Source organism: Erwinia aphidicola, from assembly GCF_014773485.1.
In the GTDB taxonomy this organism is placed as follows: Bacteria; Pseudomonadota; Gammaproteobacteria; order Enterobacterales; family Enterobacteriaceae; genus Erwinia; species Erwinia aphidicola.
The window spans coordinates 265,200-283,994 of the sequence record NZ_JACXBP010000009.1 but is presented as its reverse complement, the minus strand read 5'-3'; the positions used below and the strand labels follow the sequence as shown (position 1 = coordinate 283,994).

General features: G+C 59.2%; 14 protein-coding genes. 8 read left to right on the top strand and 6 right to left on the bottom strand.

The window, feature by feature from the left end; genetic code table 11:
- Window positions 1-7: 7 nt before the first annotated feature.
- Both envZ and ompR read right to left on the bottom strand, forming a co-directional pair.
- Entirely contained in the window at window positions 8-1,354 is a 1,347-nt protein-coding gene (gene envZ, locus ID864_RS19715; protein ID WP_048917688.1) for a two-component system sensor histidine kinase EnvZ, read from the bottom strand.
- Window positions 1,351-2,070 (bottom strand): osmolarity response regulator transcription factor OmpR, encoded by a 720-nt coding sequence (gene ompR / locus ID864_RS19710; RefSeq protein WP_001157751.1) that lies wholly within the window; start codon window positions 2,068-2,070, stop codon window positions 1,351-1,353. Before ompR ends, envZ begins: the two co-directional genes overlap by 4 nt.
- 290 nt (window positions 2,071-2,360) lie before the next feature.
- Between ompR and greB the strand changes: the two genes are divergently transcribed.
- The 5 genes from greB (at window position 2,361) to ID864_RS19685 (ending at window position 9,726) form a co-directional block, all read left to right on the top strand.
- The gene (gene greB / locus ID864_RS19705) at window positions 2,361-2,840 is read left to right on the top strand and encodes a transcription elongation factor GreB (protein WP_048917689.1); all 480 of its coding nucleotides are present in this window, start codon (window positions 2,361-2,363) and stop codon (window positions 2,838-2,840) included.
- An 87-nt stretch (window positions 2,841-2,927) separates the two neighbouring features.
- Window positions 2,928-5,261, top strand: a complete 2,334-nt coding sequence (locus tag ID864_RS19700; RefSeq protein WP_048917690.1) for a Tex family protein — start codon at window positions 2,928-2,930, stop codon at window positions 5,259-5,261.
- A 152-nt stretch (window positions 5,262-5,413) separates the two neighbouring features.
- Window positions 5,414-5,653 (top strand): ferrous iron transporter A, encoded by a 240-nt coding sequence (feoA, locus tag ID864_RS19695; protein ID WP_048917691.1) that lies wholly within the window; start codon window positions 5,414-5,416, stop codon window positions 5,651-5,653.
- Window positions 5,653-7,956 (top strand): Fe(2+) transporter permease subunit FeoB, encoded by a 2,304-nt coding sequence (gene feoB, locus ID864_RS19690; RefSeq protein WP_048917692.1) that lies wholly within the window; start codon window positions 5,653-5,655, stop codon window positions 7,954-7,956. The genes feoA and feoB overlap by 1 nt, the downstream gene beginning before the upstream one ends.
- A gap of 81 nt (window positions 7,957-8,037) precedes the next feature.
- On the top strand, window positions 8,038-9,726 hold the full coding sequence (locus ID864_RS19685; protein WP_191150255.1) for an alpha-amylase family glycosyl hydrolase: 1,689 nt from the start codon (window positions 8,038-8,040) through the stop codon (window positions 9,724-9,726).
- 33 nt (window positions 9,727-9,759) lie between these two features.
- On the opposite strand, the gene ID864_RS19680 is transcribed toward ID864_RS19685, so the two are convergent.
- Both ID864_RS19680 and bioH read right to left on the bottom strand, forming a co-directional pair.
- Window positions 9,760-10,026 (bottom strand): YdgH/BhsA/McbA family protein, encoded by a 267-nt coding sequence (locus tag ID864_RS19680; RefSeq protein WP_048917698.1) that lies wholly within the window; start codon window positions 10,024-10,026, stop codon window positions 9,760-9,762.
- 133 nt (window positions 10,027-10,159) lie between these two features.
- Window positions 10,160-10,933, bottom strand: a complete 774-nt coding sequence (gene bioH, locus ID864_RS19675) for a pimeloyl-ACP methyl ester esterase BioH (RefSeq protein ID WP_191150254.1) — start codon at window positions 10,931-10,933, stop codon at window positions 10,160-10,162.
- A gap of 34 nt (window positions 10,934-10,967) precedes the next feature.
- On the opposite strand from bioH, the gene gntX reads away from it, so the two are divergent.
- From gntX to fabF, 3 genes are all read left to right on the top strand, one after another.
- Window positions 10,968-11,651, top strand: a complete 684-nt coding sequence (gene gntX, locus ID864_RS19670; protein WP_191150253.1) for a DNA utilization protein GntX — start codon at window positions 10,968-10,970, stop codon at window positions 11,649-11,651.
- 58 nt (window positions 11,652-11,709) lie between these two features.
- Window positions 11,710-12,285, top strand: coding sequence for a Fe-S biogenesis protein NfuA (gene nfuA, locus ID864_RS19665; protein WP_048917701.1), 576 nt, complete (start codon window positions 11,710-11,712; stop codon window positions 12,283-12,285).
- A 165-nt stretch (window positions 12,286-12,450) separates the two neighbouring features.
- Window positions 12,451-13,734 carry a beta-ketoacyl-ACP synthase II gene (gene fabF / locus ID864_RS19660; RefSeq protein WP_191150252.1) on the top strand — a complete coding sequence of 428 codons (1,284 nt, stop codon included), beginning with the start codon at window positions 12,451-12,453 and terminating at the stop codon, window positions 13,732-13,734.
- A 161-nt stretch (window positions 13,735-13,895) separates the two neighbouring features.
- On the opposite strand, the gene malQ is transcribed toward fabF, so the two are convergent.
- Window positions 13,896-15,965, bottom strand: coding sequence for a 4-alpha-glucanotransferase (gene malQ, locus ID864_RS19655; RefSeq protein WP_191150251.1), 2,070 nt, complete (start codon window positions 15,963-15,965; stop codon window positions 13,896-13,898).
- Window positions 15,966-15,975: 10 nt separating this feature from the next.
- Window positions 15,976-18,378 (bottom strand): maltodextrin phosphorylase, encoded by a 2,403-nt coding sequence (gene malP / locus ID864_RS19650; protein ID WP_048917704.1) that lies wholly within the window; start codon window positions 18,376-18,378, stop codon window positions 15,976-15,978.
- Between the last annotated feature and the right edge of the window lie 417 nt (window positions 18,379-18,795).

Genomic DNA, 18,795 nt, shown 5'->3' with positions numbered 1-18,795 from the left:
ACCCGTTTTACGCCACCGGGCCGGGCAGGCTGGCCGGAGGCAGCGGCAGGTAAGCACGAATGCGCAGACCGCCTTTATCGCTCTTGCCGATCTCCAGCGTTCCCTGATGCGCATCGATAATACGTTGCACAATCGCCAGGCCGAGGCCGGTGCCGCTGGTACTGCGCGCGCTATCGCCGCGCACAAACGGCTGGAACAGATGCTTCAGCTGGTCCGGCTCAATGCCCGGGCCGTCATCTTCCACCTGGAACCAACCGCGCTGCAACTCGCGTCCGGAGCTGACTTTAATCCAGCCGTTACCATAACGGGCAGCGTTAACCACCATATTCGCCACGGCACGTTTGATGGCCAGCGGGTTGATATCCAGCATCAGCTCGGCGGACATCACCGCATTTTCAATTTCACGCTCATAGCCGCTCTCTGCGGCCACCACTTCGCCCAGCACGCTGTTGAGGTCGGCACGCTCAAACTGCATCTCCTGGCCGGTGCGCAGATAGTCGATAAACTGTTCGATAATCGCATTACACTCTTCGATATCTTTGTTAATCGACTCCGCAAGGTAGCCGTCCTGCTCCGACATCATCTCGGTCGCCAGACGGATACGCGTCAGCGGCGTGCGCAGATCGTGACTGACCCCGGCCATCAGCAGGGTACGGTCATCGGCCAGCTGCTTAACGCCGGAAGCCATCTGGTTAAAAGCCCGGGTAACTGAACGCACCTCGGACGCGCCATACTCGCGCAGCGGCGGCGGAATAATCCCTTTACCCACCTGCAGCGCAGCGTGCTCCAGCTCCACAAGGGGTCGGTTCTGGATGCGGATAAACAGCCACGCACCGCCAATCGCCAGCAGCATGATCGCCAGCGTGTAGCGGAACAGCGGCGAGAAGTCGCCCTGATGGATTTCGGTCAGCGGCACGCGCACCCAAATATCGGGCGACAGCCAGGTTTTCAGCCAGACCACCGGTGAGTTTTTATTCACCTCGACGCGCACATCGGTCGGGCCACCGAGCTGCTGCGCCATCTGCTGGCTGAGGAATTCGTAGTGTTGCGCCCAGCGTAATCCGCTCTCTTCCGCCGCCGCATTGGTATACAGCGAAATGCCCAACTCGCGGTATATCTCACGGCGAAATGCCGGCGGCACTTCCAGCTGCGTGCCATCTTCCAGCTGCAGCCGGTCGGTCATCAACATGCGCACTTCATACGCCAGCACTTTGTTAAACTGCTGCAGGCTGGGCAGTATGGCAAAGTTAAGCACCACCAGATAGGTCGTTACCAGGCTGACAAACAGCAAGGTAACGATCAACAGTAGCGTGCGGGCAAATGAACTGCGGGGAGAGAAGCGGAGTCGCCTCATGCCTTACTGCCGTCCGGCACGAAGACATAACCCAGGCCCCAGACGGTCTGGATGTAGCGCGGATGGGCCGGATCTTCTTCCACCATGCGGCGCAGGCGGGAGATCTGCACGTCGATAGAACGCTCCATCGCACTGTACTCGCGGCCACGCGCCAGGTTCATCAGCTTGTCACGCGACAGCGGTTCACGCGGGTGGCTGACCAGCGCTTTCAGTACCGCAAACTCACCGCTGGTCAGTGGCATAGGCTCATCTTCACGGAACATCTCACGCGTGCCGAGGTTCAGCTTGAACTTACCAAAGGCAATCACCGCCTCTTCCTGCGAAGGGGCACCCGGCAGCTCATTGGCCTGACGGCGCAGCACGGCACGGATACGCGCCAGCAGCTCACGCGGGTTGAAAGGCTTCGGAATGTAGTCATCCGCGCCGATTTCCAGCCCGACGATACGGTCCACTTCTTCACCTTTCGCGGTCACCATAATGATCGGCATCGGGTTACTCTGGCTGCGCAGACGGCGGCAAATCGACAGGCCATCTTCGCCCGGCAACATCAGGTCTAGCACCATCAGATGGAAGGATTCACGCGTCAGCAGACGGTCCATCTGCTCGGCATTTGCCACGCTACGCACCTGGAAACCCTGTTCGGTCAGATAGCGTTCCAGTAGCGCACGTAAACGCATGTCATCATCGACCACCAGGATTTTGTAATTTTCTTGCATTGAGTGACTCCCAAAGGCGCTATTGCCTGAGCTGGTATTTTCAAAAAAGATGCCTGAATGTAACAGTCAATAATGGTTTATATTGTAGCCGAAATTGTTACAAAGCATATTAAACAGCAGCTTATCTTGAAATTCTGGCAAAAAACCACGGCTGAAGCACAAAGTTCACGCGCGGTATTTGTCAGAACAAACAAGCAGTAACGTTCGGGGATAATTCGCAATGCGTGATTTGCATCCGCACGCCGGGCATCACAAAATAGCGGGCAAACCGCGACGATGATGGCTGAACGATGAAAACAAAACTGATTACCCGTGAAGGCTACAATCTGCTGAAGAAAGAGCTGGATTTTCTCTGGCGCGAAGAGCGCCCGGAAGTGACGAAGAAGGTGACCTGGGCGGCCAGCCTTGGCGACCGCAGTGAAAACGCCGATTATCAGTACAACAAGAAGCGCCTGCGGGAAATTGACCGCCGCGTGCGCTACCTGACCAAGTGCCTGGAGCAGCTGCGCATCGTCGATTACAGTCCGCAGCAGGATGGCAAAGTGTTCTTTGGCGCCTGGGTGGAAGTGGAGAATGACGACGGAGAGATCAAGCGTTTTCGCATCGTCGGCTATGATGAAATTTTTGGCCGTAACGATTACATCTCCATCGACTCACCGATGGCGCGCGCCCTGCTGAAGAAGGAGGTCGGCGATGCCGCCACCGTGCAAACGCCGGTCGGTGAAGCGCTGTGGTACGTCAACGACATCCGCTACGTTAAAGAATCCTAATCCGCACCGCGGCGGCCTGTTTAGTAGCATTCTGCCGCTGCAATCCGTATAACTGTTGCCAATTTCTTAAGCCATTAAAGTATCCCAATGATGAAAGATTCGCTGAGCCGCCTGATTGCAAGTGAACTGCAGGCCCGAGCTGAACAGGTTGAAGCCGCTGTTCGCCTGCTGGACGAAGGTAATACCGTGCCGTTTATCGCACGTTATCGTAAGGAAGTGACCGGCGGGCTGGACGACACCCAGCTGCGCCAGCTGGAAACCCGCCTTGGCTACCTGCGCGAACTCGCTGACCGCCGCCAGTCCATTCTGAAATCCATCGCCGATCAGGGCAAACTGACCGACGAGCTGGCCGCGGCGATTAACGCCACGCTGAGCAAAACCGAGCTCGAAGATCTCTACCTGCCGTATAAACAGAAGCGCCGCACGCGCGGGCAGATCGCCATTGAAGCCGGTCTGGAACCGCTGGCCAACACGCTGTGGCAGGAGCCAAAACACGATCCTGAGCAGCTGGCTGCGGGCTATGTTGACGCCGATAAAGGCGTTGCCGACAGCAAAGCGGCGCTGGATGGCGCGCGCTATATCCTGATGGAGCGCTTTGCCGAAGACGCCAGCCTGCTGGCAAAAGTGCGTGAATACCTGTGGAAAAATGCTCACCTCGTCTCCCGCGTGGTTGACGGCAAGCAGGAAGAAGGCGCGAAATTCCGCGACTACTTTGACCATCACGAAGCCCTGTCCGGCGTGCCTTCCCACCGCGCACTGGCCATGTTCCGTGGCCGCAACGAAGGCATCCTGCAGCTGTCGCTGAATGCCGACCCGCAGTTTGACGAGCCGCCGCGTGAAAGCCACGGCGAACAGATTATTACCGAGCACCTCAACCTGCGTCTCAACAACGCTCCGGCCGATGCCTGGCGTAAAGCCGTGGTGAGCTGGACCTGGCGCATCAAAGTGCTACTGCACCTCGAAACCGAGCTGATGGGCACGGTGCGCGAGCGGGCGGAAGACGAAGCGATTAACGTGTTTGCCCGCAACCTGCATGACCTGCTGATGGCGGCCCCGGCCGGGATGCGCGCCACTATGGGTCTCGATCCGGGCCTGCGTACCGGCGTGAAAGTAGCGGTAGTGGATGCGACCGGCAAGCTGGTTGCCACCGATACCATCTACCCGCACACCGGGCAGACCGCCAAAGCGGCGGCGACAGTGGCCGCGCTGTGCACCAAACATAACGTTGAGCTGGTGGCTATCGGTAACGGCACCGCCTCACGCGAAACCGAGCGTTTCTACATTGAGGTGCAGAAGCAGTTCCCGCAGGTGAAAGGCGAGAAAGTGATCGTCAGCGAGGCGGGCGCATCGGTTTATTCCGCCTCTGAACTGGCGGCGCTGGAGTTCCCGGACCTGGACGTTTCGATTCGTGGTGCGGTATCCATCGCCCGCCGTCTGCAGGACCCGCTCTCCGAGCTGGTGAAGATCGACCCTAAATCCATCGGCGTGGGCCAGTACCAGCATGACGTGAGTCAGAGCCAGCTGGCGAAGAAGCTGGATGCGGTGGTGGAAGACTGCGTAAACGGCGTAGGCGTGGATCTGAACACCGCTTCAGTGCCGCTGCTGACCCGCGTGGCCGGCCTGAGCAAAATGATCGCCCAGAATATTGTCAGCTGGCGTGATGAGAACGGCCGCTTCCAGAACCGCCAGCAGCTGCTGAAAGTGGGCCGCCTTGGACCGAAAGCCTTTGAGCAGTGCGCGGGCTTCCTGCGCATCTCACAGGGCGATAACCCGCTGGATGCCTCCACGGTGCACCCGGAAGCGTACCCGGTGGTGGAGCGCATTCTCGCCGCCACCGAACAGGCGCTGAATGAGCTGATGGGAAACCCGTCCGTGCTGCGCGACCTGCGCGCGGTCGATTTCACCGACGAGCGTTTCGGCGTGCCAACCGTCAGCGATATCATCAAAGAGCTGGAAAAACCGGGGCGCGATCCGCGTCCAGAGTTTAAAACTGCCCAGTTTGCCGACGGCATTGATACCATGAACGATCTGCTGCCGGGCATGGTGCTGGAAGGCTCCGTCACCAACGTCACCAACTTCGGCGCGTTCGTCGATGTCGGCGTGCATCAGGACGGCCTGGTACATATCTCCTCTCTCTCCGACAAGTTTGTTGATGATCCGCATAAAGTGGTGAAAGCCGGGGATATCGTCAAAGTGAAGGTGATGGAAGTGGATCTGCAGCGCAAGCGTATCGCCCTGACCATGCGCCTGGACGAGCAGCCTGGTGAAACCAACGCGCGTCGTGGCGGCGGTAGCAGCGCGGCTAACGGCCGTGACAATGCGCGCCCGGCAAAAGGCAGCAAGCCGCGCCCAGCCGCGCAGCCCGCCGGTAACAGCGCGATGGGCGATGCCCTCGCCGCCGCGTTTGGTAAAAAGAGCTAAACCTCAGGGCGGGCTGCCAGGCCCGCCCTTTTTTGCAAAAAACCGCTCCCGTTCTCCGCTATAACCTTGCTCAATATCAATGTGAGCAATAATCATTCTCATTAAAATTCATTGTCTCACTCTCGCGTCCAACATGTCAGCAGGCCAGGACAATGCAACTGATCCCCCAGCACAGCTACCGGATTACCGGTTTTTCTCCCACGCTCAGCGCGGCTTTTCGTCAGAAACTGATGGCGCAGGGCCTGCTGCCCGGCACCTGCTTTACCCTGGTGCGCGTAGCGCCGCTCGGCGACCCGCTGCATATCGAAACCCGCCGTACCAGCCTGATGCTGCGCCGCAAAGAGCTTTCCCTGCTGCTGCTTGAAGCCATTGAAGCCGGGGAGGGAGCTTAATGAAAAACACGACTCTCGCCCTGACCGGTAACCCAAACGTTGGCAAAACCACCCTGTTTAATCAGCTGACCGGCGCTCGCCAGCGCGTCGGCAACTGGGCGGGCGTCACGGTTGAGCGTAAAGAGGGGCGCTTTACCACCGCACAGCATCAGGTGAAGCTGGTCGATCTGCCCGGCTGTTACTCGCTGACCACCCTCTCGGAGCAGGCCTCGCTGGATGAGCAGATCGCCTGTCAGTACCTGCTGAGCATGGAGGCTTCGCTGGTGATCAACGTGGTGGATGCCAGCAATCTGGAGCGCAACCTCTACCTTACGCTGCAGCTGCTGGAGATGGGGCTACCTTGCATCATCGCGCTCAACATGCTGGACATGGCCGAAAGCCAGCAGCTCAGAATAGACATTGCAGCGCTGGAGCAGGCGCTGGGATGCCCGGTAGTACCGCTGGTCTCCACACGCGGGCGCGGGATTGATCGGCTGAAACAGGCCATTGACCATTACCCACCTCGCTGCGCGCAGATCGCTGTCGCCTACCCTGCTGCGGTGCAACAGGCGGTAGCACAGCTGGCTGCGGCCATGGCGGCCCCCCTCTCGCCGGCGCAAAAAAAGTGGCTGGCGCTGCAAATGCTGGAAGGGGATATCTGGAGCCAGCAGCAGGCCGTGGATGCCGCCCGGCTGCTGCCCGCCGTATCCCGGCAGGCAGGAGCAGACGTGGCGCAAAGCATCATCAGCAGCCGCTATCAGACGATTGAAACCCTGTGCTGCCAGGCCATTCAGCAGCAGGGAACGCGCAAGGGGGTGTCACAGCATCTCGACCGCCTGACGATGAACCGCTGGCTTGGCCTGCCCTTCTTCCTGCTGGTGATGTACCTGATGTTTTTCCTCGCCATTAATCTCGGCGGTGCGCTACAGCCGCTGTTCGACCTCGGGTCGGCGGCGCTGTTTATTCAGGGTACGCAGTGGCTGGGCATCACGCTGCACCTGCCAGAATGGCTGACGCTGTTTCTGGCGCAGGGGATTGGCGGTGGTATCAATACGGTGATGCCGCTTATCCCCCAGATCGGCATGATGTACCTGTTTCTCTCACTGCTGGAAGATTCTGGCTATATGGCGCGTGCCGCCTTTGTGATGGACCGCTTGATGCAGGCGCTCGGCCTGCCGGGGAAATCTTTCGTGCCGCTGATTGTCGGCTTTGGCTGCAATGTCCCGTCAGTCATGGGTGCGCGCACGCTTGATGCCCCGCGTGAGCGCCTGATTACCGTGCTGATGGCGCCGTTTATCTCCTGCGGTGCACGCCTGGCTATCTTCGCGGTGTTTGCGGCAGCGTTCTTTGGTCAGCGCGGGGCGCTGGTTGTATTCAGCCTTTATCTGCTCGGCTTGGGTGCCGCTATCGCGACCGGCCTGCTGCTCAAGCATACGCTGATGCGCGGCGCGGCCAGCCCGTTTGTGATGGAGCTGCCCACATGGCACGTTCCGCACCTTAAAAGTCTGCTGTTACAGACGTGGCAGCGTCTGCGCGGCTTTGCGCTGCGCGCGGGCAAAGTGATTGTGCTGGTCAGCGTCGTGATTGGCGGGCTGAACAGTTTTACCTTCAGCGGTCAGCCGGTCAGTAACCTCAACGACTCGGCCCTCGCCAGCGTCAGCCGCACGCTTACGCCGCTGCTGTCGCCGATTGGCGTGCAACGCGATAACTGGCAGGCGACCGTCGGGCTGCTGACCGGGGCAATGGCGAAGGAGGTGGTGGTCGGCACGCTCAACACGCTCTACACCGCAGAAGCGCTGCAGCGGCAGCCGTTTGACGCGGCGCAGTTTAGCCTGATCGATCAGCTCAAGGACGCCGCCGAGCAAACCTGGCAGAGCGTGCGGGCGACGTTCAGCCTCAGCGTGCTGGCGAACCCGATTGAAGCCAGTAAAGGTGATGCCGAAATGGCCAGCGGTGCGATGGGTACCATGCACAGTAAATTTGCCAGCGATGCCGCCGCCTACAGCTACCTGATCTTTGTGCTGCTGTATGTCCCTTGCGTCTCGGTGATGGGAGCCATCGCGCGCGAAAGCAGCGCCCGCTGGATGCTCTTCTCTGTCGTGTGGGGCATCGATCTGGCGTACTCACTCTCTGCCCTGTTCTATCAACTTGCCCGTTTTGACCAGCATCCGCGCAGCAGCCTGCTGATCATCGCCAGCGTGATACTGATTAATGCGTTACTGCTGCTAGTCCTGCGACGCATCCGCATCCGGCCGGGGCTAATTCCGGTAAAAAATGTGGTGAGCGGCTGCTCTGGTTGCGCAAAAAGCGACAATTGCCACTGATGTAAGTTGCGATTTTGTGACCAGCGTCTACAGTGAAAAATAACGCCTGATTTTTCACCTGCGGTGGCAGCCGAAATAAAAATGGATATTATCAATAACTTAATAGATAAGATCTACGAATACGCATTTCCGCCATCGTACCTGCAGCGCCTGCATACGCTGATTGACGAGGCGCGGGCGCAGATTCATCAGCAGCGAAAAGCCCACTGGGATGAAAACGATGTGGTGCTGATCGCCTATGCCGACCAGTTTCATCAGGACGATACCCCTACCCTGACCACCTTCTCGCGCTTCTATCAGCAGCATTTACAGTCCAGTTTTAACCTGGTTCACCTGCTGCCCTTTTTCCCGTATTCATCCGACGACGGCTTCTCGGTGATAGATTATCACCAGGTTAATCCCCGGTGCGGCAGCTGGCAGGAGATCGCCGAGCTGCACCAGCACACGCGCCTGATGTTCGATTTTGTCTGCAATCATATGTCCGCGCACAGCGCCTGGTTCGCGCACTATCTGGCGCAGGATCCCGGCTGGGATGACTTCTTTATCAGCATGCCCCCCGCCACCGATTTAACTGCCGTGACCCGCCCACGCACCTCGCCGCTGCTGACGCCGTTTACCATGGCCGACGGCGAAACGCGCTATATCTGGACCACCTTTAGCGCGGACCAGATCGACCTGAACTTCGCCAATCCGCAAGTGCTGATCGCTATGGTTAACGTGCTGCTCGACTACCTGAAAAAAGGTGCCGACTATGTGCGGCTGGATGCCGTCGGCTATATGTGGAAAACCCCCGGCACCTCCTGCATCCATCTGGAGAAAACCCACCAGCTGGTGAAACTGTTCCGCGCCATTGCCAACGAAGTCGCCCCAGGCACCGTGGTGGTAACGGAAACCAACGTGCCGCACAAAGACAACATCAGCTACTTCGGCAACGGCCGCGATGAAGCGCAGATGGTGTACCAGTTTTCCCTGCCGCCGCTGGTGCTGCACGCTATTCACTACGGCTCCGCGCGCGCACTGCGCCAGTGGGCGGCCTCGCTCGACAGCAGCGGTGGCAGCACCACCTTTTTCAACTTCCTCGCTTCGCACGACGGCATCGGTTTGAACCCGCTGCGCGGCATCCTGCCGGAAACCGAAATTGTCTCGCTGGTGCGCGATCTGGCGATGGAAGGCGCGCTGATCTCCTATAAAAATAATCCTGACGGCAGCACCAGCCCGTATGAAATCAACGTCACCTATATGGATGCGCTGAACCAACGGGATGAGGATGACGATACCCGCCTGCAGCGCTTTCTGCTGGCGCATGCCCTGCTGCTGGCCTTCCCCGGCGTGCCGGCGATTTATATCCAGAGCATTCTCGGCTCGCGCAATGACATGGAGGGGGTAAAAGCAGCAGGGCATAACCGGGCGATTAACCGGCAGAAATACGCCGTCAGCGACATTGAGCAGGCGCTGAGCGAGACTGATTCCCTGCGCTACCGGGTGTGGTATGCGCTCAGCCAGCTGGTGCAGGTGCGTAAACGCCAGCCCGCGTTCCATCCGGATAACCCGATGCATATCGCCGACAGCGATAATTCACTGCTGGTGATGCAGCGCCAGGCGCGGGACGAAAAAGAGAGCCTGTGGTGTGTCTACAACCTGAGTGGCAAAACGGTAAGCTATACCCTGCCGGAAGCGCGCTGGTATCGCGATGTGGCGAATGATGAGCGGGTGGATGGGCATCAGGGGCTGGAACTGGCGCCGTGGAGCTTTCGCTGGCTGAAAATCTAAAATACTGCCCACCCGCGGTGGGCAGGAGATCGATTACTTGTACACTTCAGCCAGGGCGTGAGTATGGTCGCCTTCATCTGCGGCGATAATCACGAAATACTTGCCGCCCTTCTCATCGGCCTTTTTTGACAGGTGTTTTTTCGCATCCATCGGATCGAGCGTTGAGTTGGTGGTCACGGTGCCGACTTTTTCCAGCTTCATCTCAGCCGCTTTTTCGCGCGAAATCTCTTGCGCAGCGCTGGCGTTGAAGGTGAATGCGGCGGTGACGAGCAGAGTGGTGACAGCAATAATCTTTTTCATCCTGGATCCTCTCCTTAGGCCAAAACTTCGGTTTGTCTGACAGCGCCGTGCGCTGCCGTTAAACAGTATTGTTGCTGTCGCGAAGTGCGGCAACTGACAAAATTGTTGCAAGTAGTAACTATTGCAACGTTTATCAACGTATTGGCGACGCAAACTCCAGCACTTCACGACAAAAATCATCCGGATGGGAGATAAAGGGTGCATGGGCAGCTTTGGTGATAATGTGACTGCGGCTGTGCGGCCAGCGCTCATCCAGCAGCGCGGCAATCTTACGCGGCACCAGCCCATCGAGTGCGCCGTACAGCCTGAGCAGCGGCATTTGCAGCACGCTCATCGCTGCGCGCAGATCGGCGGTACGCAGGATCTCCAGCCCGCCGTTTAACACCTGCGGCGTCGGCATCGGCTGTTCCAGCACCACGCCTTTCAGCAGGCGTGCATCCTGGCGCGCGCTCTCGGTGCCCAGGGTTTGCAGCGCCAGAAAACGCTCCACGGTGCGCTGGAAATCTTCGCTGAGCTGCTGCTGGAAGCCGCTCAGGGTTTCCGGCCTGATGCCCGGCCACTGCGGCTGTGCGCTGAAGCAGGGGGAGGAAGCCACGCTAATCAATCCGCTGACGCGCTCAGGGTGGCTCAGCGCCAGCTGGCTCGCCACCAGTCCACCCAGTGACCAGCCGAGCCACATAGCGCGTTCAGGTGCCTGCGGCAGAATCGTTGCGACCATCTCATCCAGCGTCATCGCCGGAAAATCCCGGCTGCGTCCATAGCCCGGCAGGTCAACGAGGTGCAGGCAAAAATGTGCGCTGAGCCGCTCGCTGATGCAATGCCACACGCCCGCATTCAGCCCCCATCCGTGCAGCAGCACAAGATGGCGATCTCCCTGTCCAATTGTCTCCCAGTGCAGTGCCGTCATGAGTTAGGGTCCTGTTTTTGCTTATGAGGTCGCTATGCTACCAATGCCGGCTGTCTGTTGGCTATGCCAGATGCCGCTCGCTGTAGCCGCCCACGGGATCTGCAGCATCTGTCTGCGGGGGTTACCGCTGCGCCGTCACTGCTGCCCGCGCTGCGGATTAGGCCACCATGGCGGCCTGCGCGAGTGTGGCCGCTGCCTGCGCCGCCCGCCGCCCTGGGGAGCGCTGCTTGCGGTCACGCCCTGGCAACCGCCACTCAGCCAGCTGGTGAATCGCCTGAAGTTTTATCACGGCACCGCACAGGCGGTAATGCTGGCGCGGCTAATACTGCTAAGCTGGTTAATGCGGCGGCGGGACCACGGGCTGATGCGCCCCTCCCTGCTGCTGAGCGTGCCGCTGCATCATCACCGGGCATGGCGGCGTGGCTATAATCAGTTAGAGGATATCGCCCGCGCGCTGGCGCGCTGGACGCCGTGCCAATATCTGCCGCATGCGCTAACGCGGGTGCGCGCTGGAAAAGTGCAGCATCGCCTGGGGGCTCTCGCCCGGCGAAAAAACCTGCGCGGTGCGTTTCGGCTTGAAACACAGGTGCGCGGTCACCATATCGCCTTACTGGACGATGTGGTCACCACCGGCAGTACCGTGGCTGAGATCAGCCGCATTTTGCTGGCCCAGGGCGCGGCCAGCATACAGATATGGTGCCTGTGCCGAACCTTGTAGAGCGTCGGTGATGGGCGTATTATAACCAACGAAATTAGTCAACTATTGAGCAATCGCCATGATCCTAATTACCGACTCTGCACAAGAGCACTTCGCAAAATTGCTGTCAAAGCAGGAAGATGGCACCCAAATTCGCGTATTCGTGATTAATCCGGGTACGCCGACCGCAGAGTGCGGCGTCTCCTATTGCCCGCCCGATGCAGTCGAAGCGACGGATACCGAACTAAAGTTCGAGAAGCTATCCGCCTTCGTTGACGCGCTCAGCGCCCCTTATCTGGAAGACGCGGAAATCGACTTCGTCACCGATAACCTGGGTTCACAGCTGACGCTGAAAGCGCCAAACGCCAAAATGCGTAAAGTGAACGACGACGCGCCGTTGGTCGAGCGCGTTGAGTACCTGCTGCAGGCCCAGATTAACCCGCAGCTCGCCAGCCACGGCGGCAAAGTCTCGCTGATGGAAATCACCGATGAAGGCTTCGCCATCCTGCAGTTTGGCGGCGGCTGTAACGGCTGTTCCATGGTCGACGTGACCCTGAAAGAGGGCATCGAAAAAGAGATGTTGGCCGCCTTCCCTGAGCTGAAGGGCGTGCGTGACCTCACCGAGCACCAGCGCGGCGAGCACTCCTTCTACTGATTGACCTCGTTATCTAGCGGGATGGGCCTGCCCATCCCCTACACTCCATTCCCCTCATCCTGACCCTTTTCCCGTCTTACCGCGCCTATCCCCGCTGCGATTGAGTGTGGATCTTTCAGCTTACACGTGTACACTGAAATCAGTTTCCCTAACCTACAGGTCATCATGTTGAATAATACTGGCAGAAGAGTTGTTATCACCGGCATGGGTCTGATTGGCCCATTGGGCAACGGCGTGGCAGGCAGCTGGCAGCGGCTGATCGCCGGGCAGTCCGGCATTCGTCATCTCGATGAAGACGCGCACGGTGACACCGCCATTCGCGTGGGCGGGCAGGTTCAGTCTGTCGCTCAGGACCCCGAGTACGGCTTTGATATCGATGCGTTAATTCCCCCAAAGGAGCAGCGTAAAGCTGACCGCTTTATCCATCTGGCGCTGGCCGCCGCTGAAGAAGCGATAAGCCAGGCGGGGCTGCACACTCTGGCGGAAGCGGCAAAACTGCGCACCGCGACGATTATTGCCACCGGCATTGGTGGCTTTCACGCCATCAATAATGCGGTGAAAACCGTGGCGGAGAAAGGCAGTCGCAGGCTGTCACCGTTTACAATTCCCTCATTTATCGCCAACCTTGCCTCGTCGCATGTGGCGATCAAATACGGCTTTAAAGGCATCTTAGGCACGCCAGTTTCTGCCTGTGCGGCCAGCATTCAGAGCATCGGCGATGGTTTCCGCGCTATTCGCTATGATGAGGCGGATATCGCCGTGGTTGGCGGCAGTGAGTCCTGCATTAACCCGGTATCGCTCGGCGGCTTCCAGGCGGCACGCGCCCTCTCAACCGCCTTTAACCACCATCCAGAGCAGGCCTCGCGACCGTTCGATCAGCGCCGCGACGGTTTTGTGATGGGTGAAGGCGCCGGCATGCTGGTGCTGGAAGAGCTGAGCAGCGCACAGCAGCGCGGCGCCACTATTCTGGCGGAAGTGGTCGGCTACGGCACCACGTCGGATGCATACCACATCACTGCCGGGCCGGAAGATGGTGAAGGCGCAGCCAGGGCAATGAGCATTGCGCTGCAGCAGGCGGGGATGACGGGCAGCGATATCGATTATATCAATGCGCACTCGACCTCCACCCCGGTCGGCGACCTCGCGGAGATGAATGCGTTACGCCGCGTGCTCGGTGACGGGGCGAAAACCGCTATCTCCTCCACCAAATCCGCCACCGGTCACCTGCTGGGTGCGGCGGGTGCTGTGGGCGCCATCTTCTCACTGCTGGCAATGCGCGACGGTATTGCCCCGCCATCGCTGAATATTTCCCAGCTCGACAGCGGTGCTGAAGGGTTAAACGTGGTGCAGAATGAGGCGCGCCGGATGCCGATCGGCAGCACGCTGGTGAACGGATTTGGCTTCGGCGGGGTGAATGGCTCGGTAATATTTAAAGCCTTTACGCCTTAAACCAGGGCGGACCGAAACAGCGGTAGGGGACGACCTTCTGTTTCGGTCGTCCCGTGTTGAGGGTTTGCAACGGTCAGGATGAAGACCTTCTGTTCCGGTCGTCCCGTGTTGAGGGTTTGCAACGGTCAGGATGAAGACCTTCTGTTCCGGTCGTCCCGTATTCAGCTTTTACGCCGCTTATCCAAATCCTTAATCAAGCGGTTGACTCTCGGGTCGGCAAACATCGCCTCCTGCGTCACGCTCAACTTGCGCCGCCAGTTCGGGTATTGATCGGTGGTGCCCGGCACATTGACCGGTTTTTCCATATCCAGCCAGTCCTCCGGCTGTAACCCCAGTAAGGCGCTATTGCTGTCGGCGATAAAGCGCTGCATGCCGCGATTAAGCGTTGCCGTCATCGCCATTTTCGCCGCCTGGCTACCGCAGCTTTTCGGCACGCAGCCGTAGCGGTGCAGCGCGTTTAACAACGCCTGCTTCTGCCGCGTACGGTCAGCGAACAGCTTGCTCAGCACCACCTTATCCGGATAGAGGCCCAGGGTTTCGCCGAGAGTGAGATCCCCGGCGCTCCAGAAGCCGCGCAGCGTCGGCAGGTCGTGCGTGGTCGCACTCGCCATCGACTGACGTGGCCACGCCGCTGGAGAACGGTAGCGGTCCATCCCCTCCTGCTCGAAATAGAGCACCTTCCACGAATAAACCCCGTTATCGCGCAGCTTGCTGACAATTTCCACCGGCACCGTGCCGAGATCTTCGCCGATCACCATGCACTGATGGCGCTCGCTTTCCAGCGCGAGGATCGCCATCAGATCGTCAACCGGATAGTAGACGTAGGCGCCGAAGTTAGCGGTCTCGCCGTAGGGGATCCACCACAGGCGCAGCAGCGACATCACATGATCGATACGCAGCGCGCCGCAGCTTGCCATATTGGCGCGCAGCAGATCGATAAACGGCTGATAGCCGCGTGCCGTCATCACGTGCGGATCCATCGGCGGCAAGCCCCAGTTCTGACCCAGCGGACCGAGGATATCCGGCGGTGCACCGACCGAAGCCTTCAGGCGATAGAGCTCGCGATCGCTCCAGGTCTCCGCGCCCCCCTCCGCCACGCCGACCGCTAAATCGCGATACAGGCCAATCGGCATTTGCTGCTGCTGGCACTGCTGCCAGCACTCATCAAACTGGCGATTCGCCAGCCACTGCAGCCATAGCCAGAACTGCACCTCATCAGGGTTATCGCGGCTGAACTGCTGCACCGCCTCACTCTGGCCGTGCTGATAGTCGGCGGGCCACACCGGCCAGCCCCAGCGGCTGGCATCTTCCTTCAGCATCGCCGCGTGCAAAGCATCGTAGGTCGCCTGCGAAAACAGGCTCTCGCCGCCGTCGGCAACAAACTGCGCGAAGTGCTGGCGGGTGGCATCCTGCTCATCGCGCTGGCGGAAAGATTGCCAGGCGTGACGCAGCCCTTGCAGCTTCAGCTCGCCCACCGTGGCGTAATCCACCCACTCGGTGTCGCGCGCCTTTTTTAACGCCTGCTGGGTATTTTTCTGCTGCCACCAGCGCTGGGCGGCAGCGCTGTGCTGGAAATCAGGCACTGCCGCGACGTCGATATACATCACGTTAAGCCAGCGGCGTGATGACGGGCTGTAAGGGCTGGCGTTTTCCGGCATCGCCGGATAGAGCGCATGCACCGGGTTGAGGCCGATAAATGCCCCCCCGCGCTGCGCAATATCAGTCACCATGCGTTTCAGATCGCTGAAATCCCCCATCCCCCAGTTGTGCTGCGAGCGCAGGGTGTAGAGCTGCACGGTGGCGCCCCACAGTTTCTGCCCGCGCTTGAGTTCTGCCGGCTCATAACAGCGCCTGGGCGCGATAATAATCCGGCACGGCCACTGTTTTTTGCCCTGACGCAGCAGCAGCTGATGGTAGCCGTTGGGCAGATTCTGCGGCAGGCGAATCTGCTCGCCGCCGTTCACCTCGCCGTAAAACTCGCGTCCTTTTTCACTGGTAAAACACCACTGAAAGCGCCCTTTGCCGCCAATCTCCAGCCGCTGCTCGCGCTTTTTCAACAAAACTTTGCAGGGCGGCAGCGGCGCATCCTCACTCTTCAGCGGCTCACTCATCGCCGCCAGCAGCTTCTCACGCGTCTCCCGGCTGACCGCTTCCGGCTGGCCGAAGGCGTTAATATATTTGGCTGAAATACCGGCCGCCGCAGCGGCCTGCTCAAACTTCTTTGCATCCATAAGCCGCTCCTTAGCGTTTTGCCTGCCAGATACGCTGCTGGTAGTCGCGTACCGAACGGTCCGAGCTGAACATCCCGGTGCGGGCTGTGTTAAGAATGGCCGCACGCGTCCAGGCTTCCTGGTCACGATACAGCGCTTCCACCTGCAGCTGCGCCGCGCAGTATTCAGCAAAATCGGCCAGCACCAGCCAGGGATCGCCCCCCTTGCCGAGGCTGTGCAGCATCATATCGAAGGCGTGCTTGTCGCCATCGCTAAAGAAGCCTTTCTCCAGCTCTTTCAGCAGGCTGTCGAGGTGCTTATCTTTTTTACGCAGCTTGATCGGGTCATAGCCGCCCGCTTTCAGCGCCTTCACCTCATCGACGGTGTTGCCGAAGATAAAGATATTCTCTTCACCCACCTGCTCGGCGATCTCGACGTTGGCGCCGTCCAGCGTTCCCACGGTCAGCGCACCGTTCAGCGCCAGCTTCATATTGCCGGTACCGGAGGCTTCATAACCGGCGGTCGAGATCTGCTCTGACAGGTCCGCTGCCGGGATCATCAGCTCCGCGGCGGTGATGCGGTAATCGGGGATAAACACCACTTTCAGCTTGTCGCCGATCAGCGGATCCTGGTTAATCTTCTCCGCCACTTTGTTGATGGCGTAGATAATATTTTTCGCCAGGTAGTAGCCCGGCGCAGCTTTGGCACCGAACAGGAACACGCGCGGCACCACGTCGAGCTGGGGATTGTCGCGCAGCCGCTTATACAGCGAGAGGATATGCATCAGCCCGAGGTGCTGGCGTTTGTACTCATGCAGGCGCTTGATCTGCACATCAAACAGCGCGCTGGGATTGACCACAATGCCGGTGCGCTGCTCGATGTAAGCCGCCAGCCGCAGCTTGTTATCGTGTTTAATCTGACGATATTTTTTCCGAAATGCCTTATCGTCGGCAAACTTCTCCAGCCCCTGCAGGGCAGCAAGATCGTTGGCCCACTCTACCTTCAGCGTGTCGTCAATCAGCCCGGCCAGCGCCGGATTACACTGCTTCAGCCAGCGGCGCGGCGTGATGCCGTTGGTGACGTTGTGGAATTTTTCCGGCCACAGCTGGTGATATTCCGGGAACAGATCCTTCACCACCAGCTGCGAGTGCAGCGCCGCCACGCCGTTAACGGCAAAGCCGCTGACCACGCAGAGGTTGGCCATGCGCACCTGTTTGTGATGCACAATCGCCAGCTTCGCCCACACTTTCTCATCGCCCGGCCACTGCTTATCGACCAACTTTTTAAAGCGGCGGTCGATCTCTTTGATCAGCGTAAAGTGGCGCGGCAGCAGGCTGCGTACCAGCTTCTCATCCCAGCGCTCCAGCGCTTCCGGCATCAGCGTGTGGTTAGTGTAAGCGAAGGTGCGGCTGGTGATGGCCCAGGCGTCATCCCAGCTTAGCTGATGCTCATCCAGCAGCACGCGCAGCATTTCCGGGATGGCGATGGTCGGGTGAGTATCATTCAGCTGGATAACTTCAAAGTCGGGCAGCTGATGGATGCTGCGCCCGGCCAGGTGGTGACGGCGCAGAATATCCGCCACTGAGCAGGCGCACTGGAAATACTGCTGCATCAGGCGCAGGCGCTTGCCTTCCTGATGGTTGTCGTTGGGATACAGCACTTTAGTCAGCTTCGCCGCATCAATGCCCTGCTGCTCCGCCTTCAGGAATTTCCCCTCGTTAAACAGCGTCAGGTCGAAAGGATGAGCATGCACCGCCTGCCACAGACGCAGCGGCTGCACCACGCCGTTGCGATAGCCGGTAACCGGCAGATCCCAGGCTTCACCGCGCAGGGTGAAGTCCGGCTCCCAGCGCAAGCCGCCATTGCCGGTTTTCACCACTTTACCGCCGATACCGACGTTCACATCCAGCGCCGCGTTATGGCGGAACCACGGATAGCTGGCACGATGCCAGTCATCGGGGGCTTCAATCTGCTTGCCGTCGTTGAACGACTGGCGGAACAGACCGTACTGATAGTTAAGACCGTAGCCGGTTGCCGACTGGCCGACGGTTGCCATCGAGTCGAGATAGCAGGCGGCAAGGCGCCCCAGACCGCCATTGCCCAGCGCCGGATCCACTTCCTCTTCCAGCAATTCGCTCAGGTCGCGCTGATGCTCTGCCAGTGCCGCCTTCACTTCGTCATACCAGCCGAGGTTCAGCAGGTTATTACCGGTCAGGCGGCCAATCAGAAACTCCATGGAGATGTAGTTCACATGGCGCTGTGTCCTGGCGCTTTTCACCACCGGCTGCGCGGCCAGCAGTTCCGCCAGCGCCCCGCTTATCGCCTGCCACCACTGGTGGGAGGTCATCTCATTGGCAGAGGAGTACCCTAAATGCTGCCATTGACGCGTCAAGGCAGCGTCGAAACGTGCCTTACTGAATTTCTGTTGCGACATACCGTCCCTCTTAAATTAGTTACTTATGCGCACATGCTAACGTTGCGGAATGACAGAACATCCTCCTCCGGCATTTTTTATCAGGGAGGAGTGACAGGGCGTAGCTGAAAATTTGGCCCCAGAATAGAGTTAAGACGGCAAACCGAAAAAAAGCTCACCGCATCATGCGATGAGCCAAAAATAAATCAAAAAAAGCAACTAGAGGGACTCAACCTGCCGGGCGGGCAGCCCGGAAAAGCGCACGGTCAGGGGGTGCAGGTGTGACTGCACGCCCGGATAGCAAGATGGGGGAGGAAGCGTGCTGCTGATGTAATTATGGGTGATTCAATTGATCGCGCCAGCGTCGCGCGCAGTAAAAATTACGTCAGGAAATGTGATGAGGTGCAACTTACCGAGCATCCGCGATCGCTCTGTCTT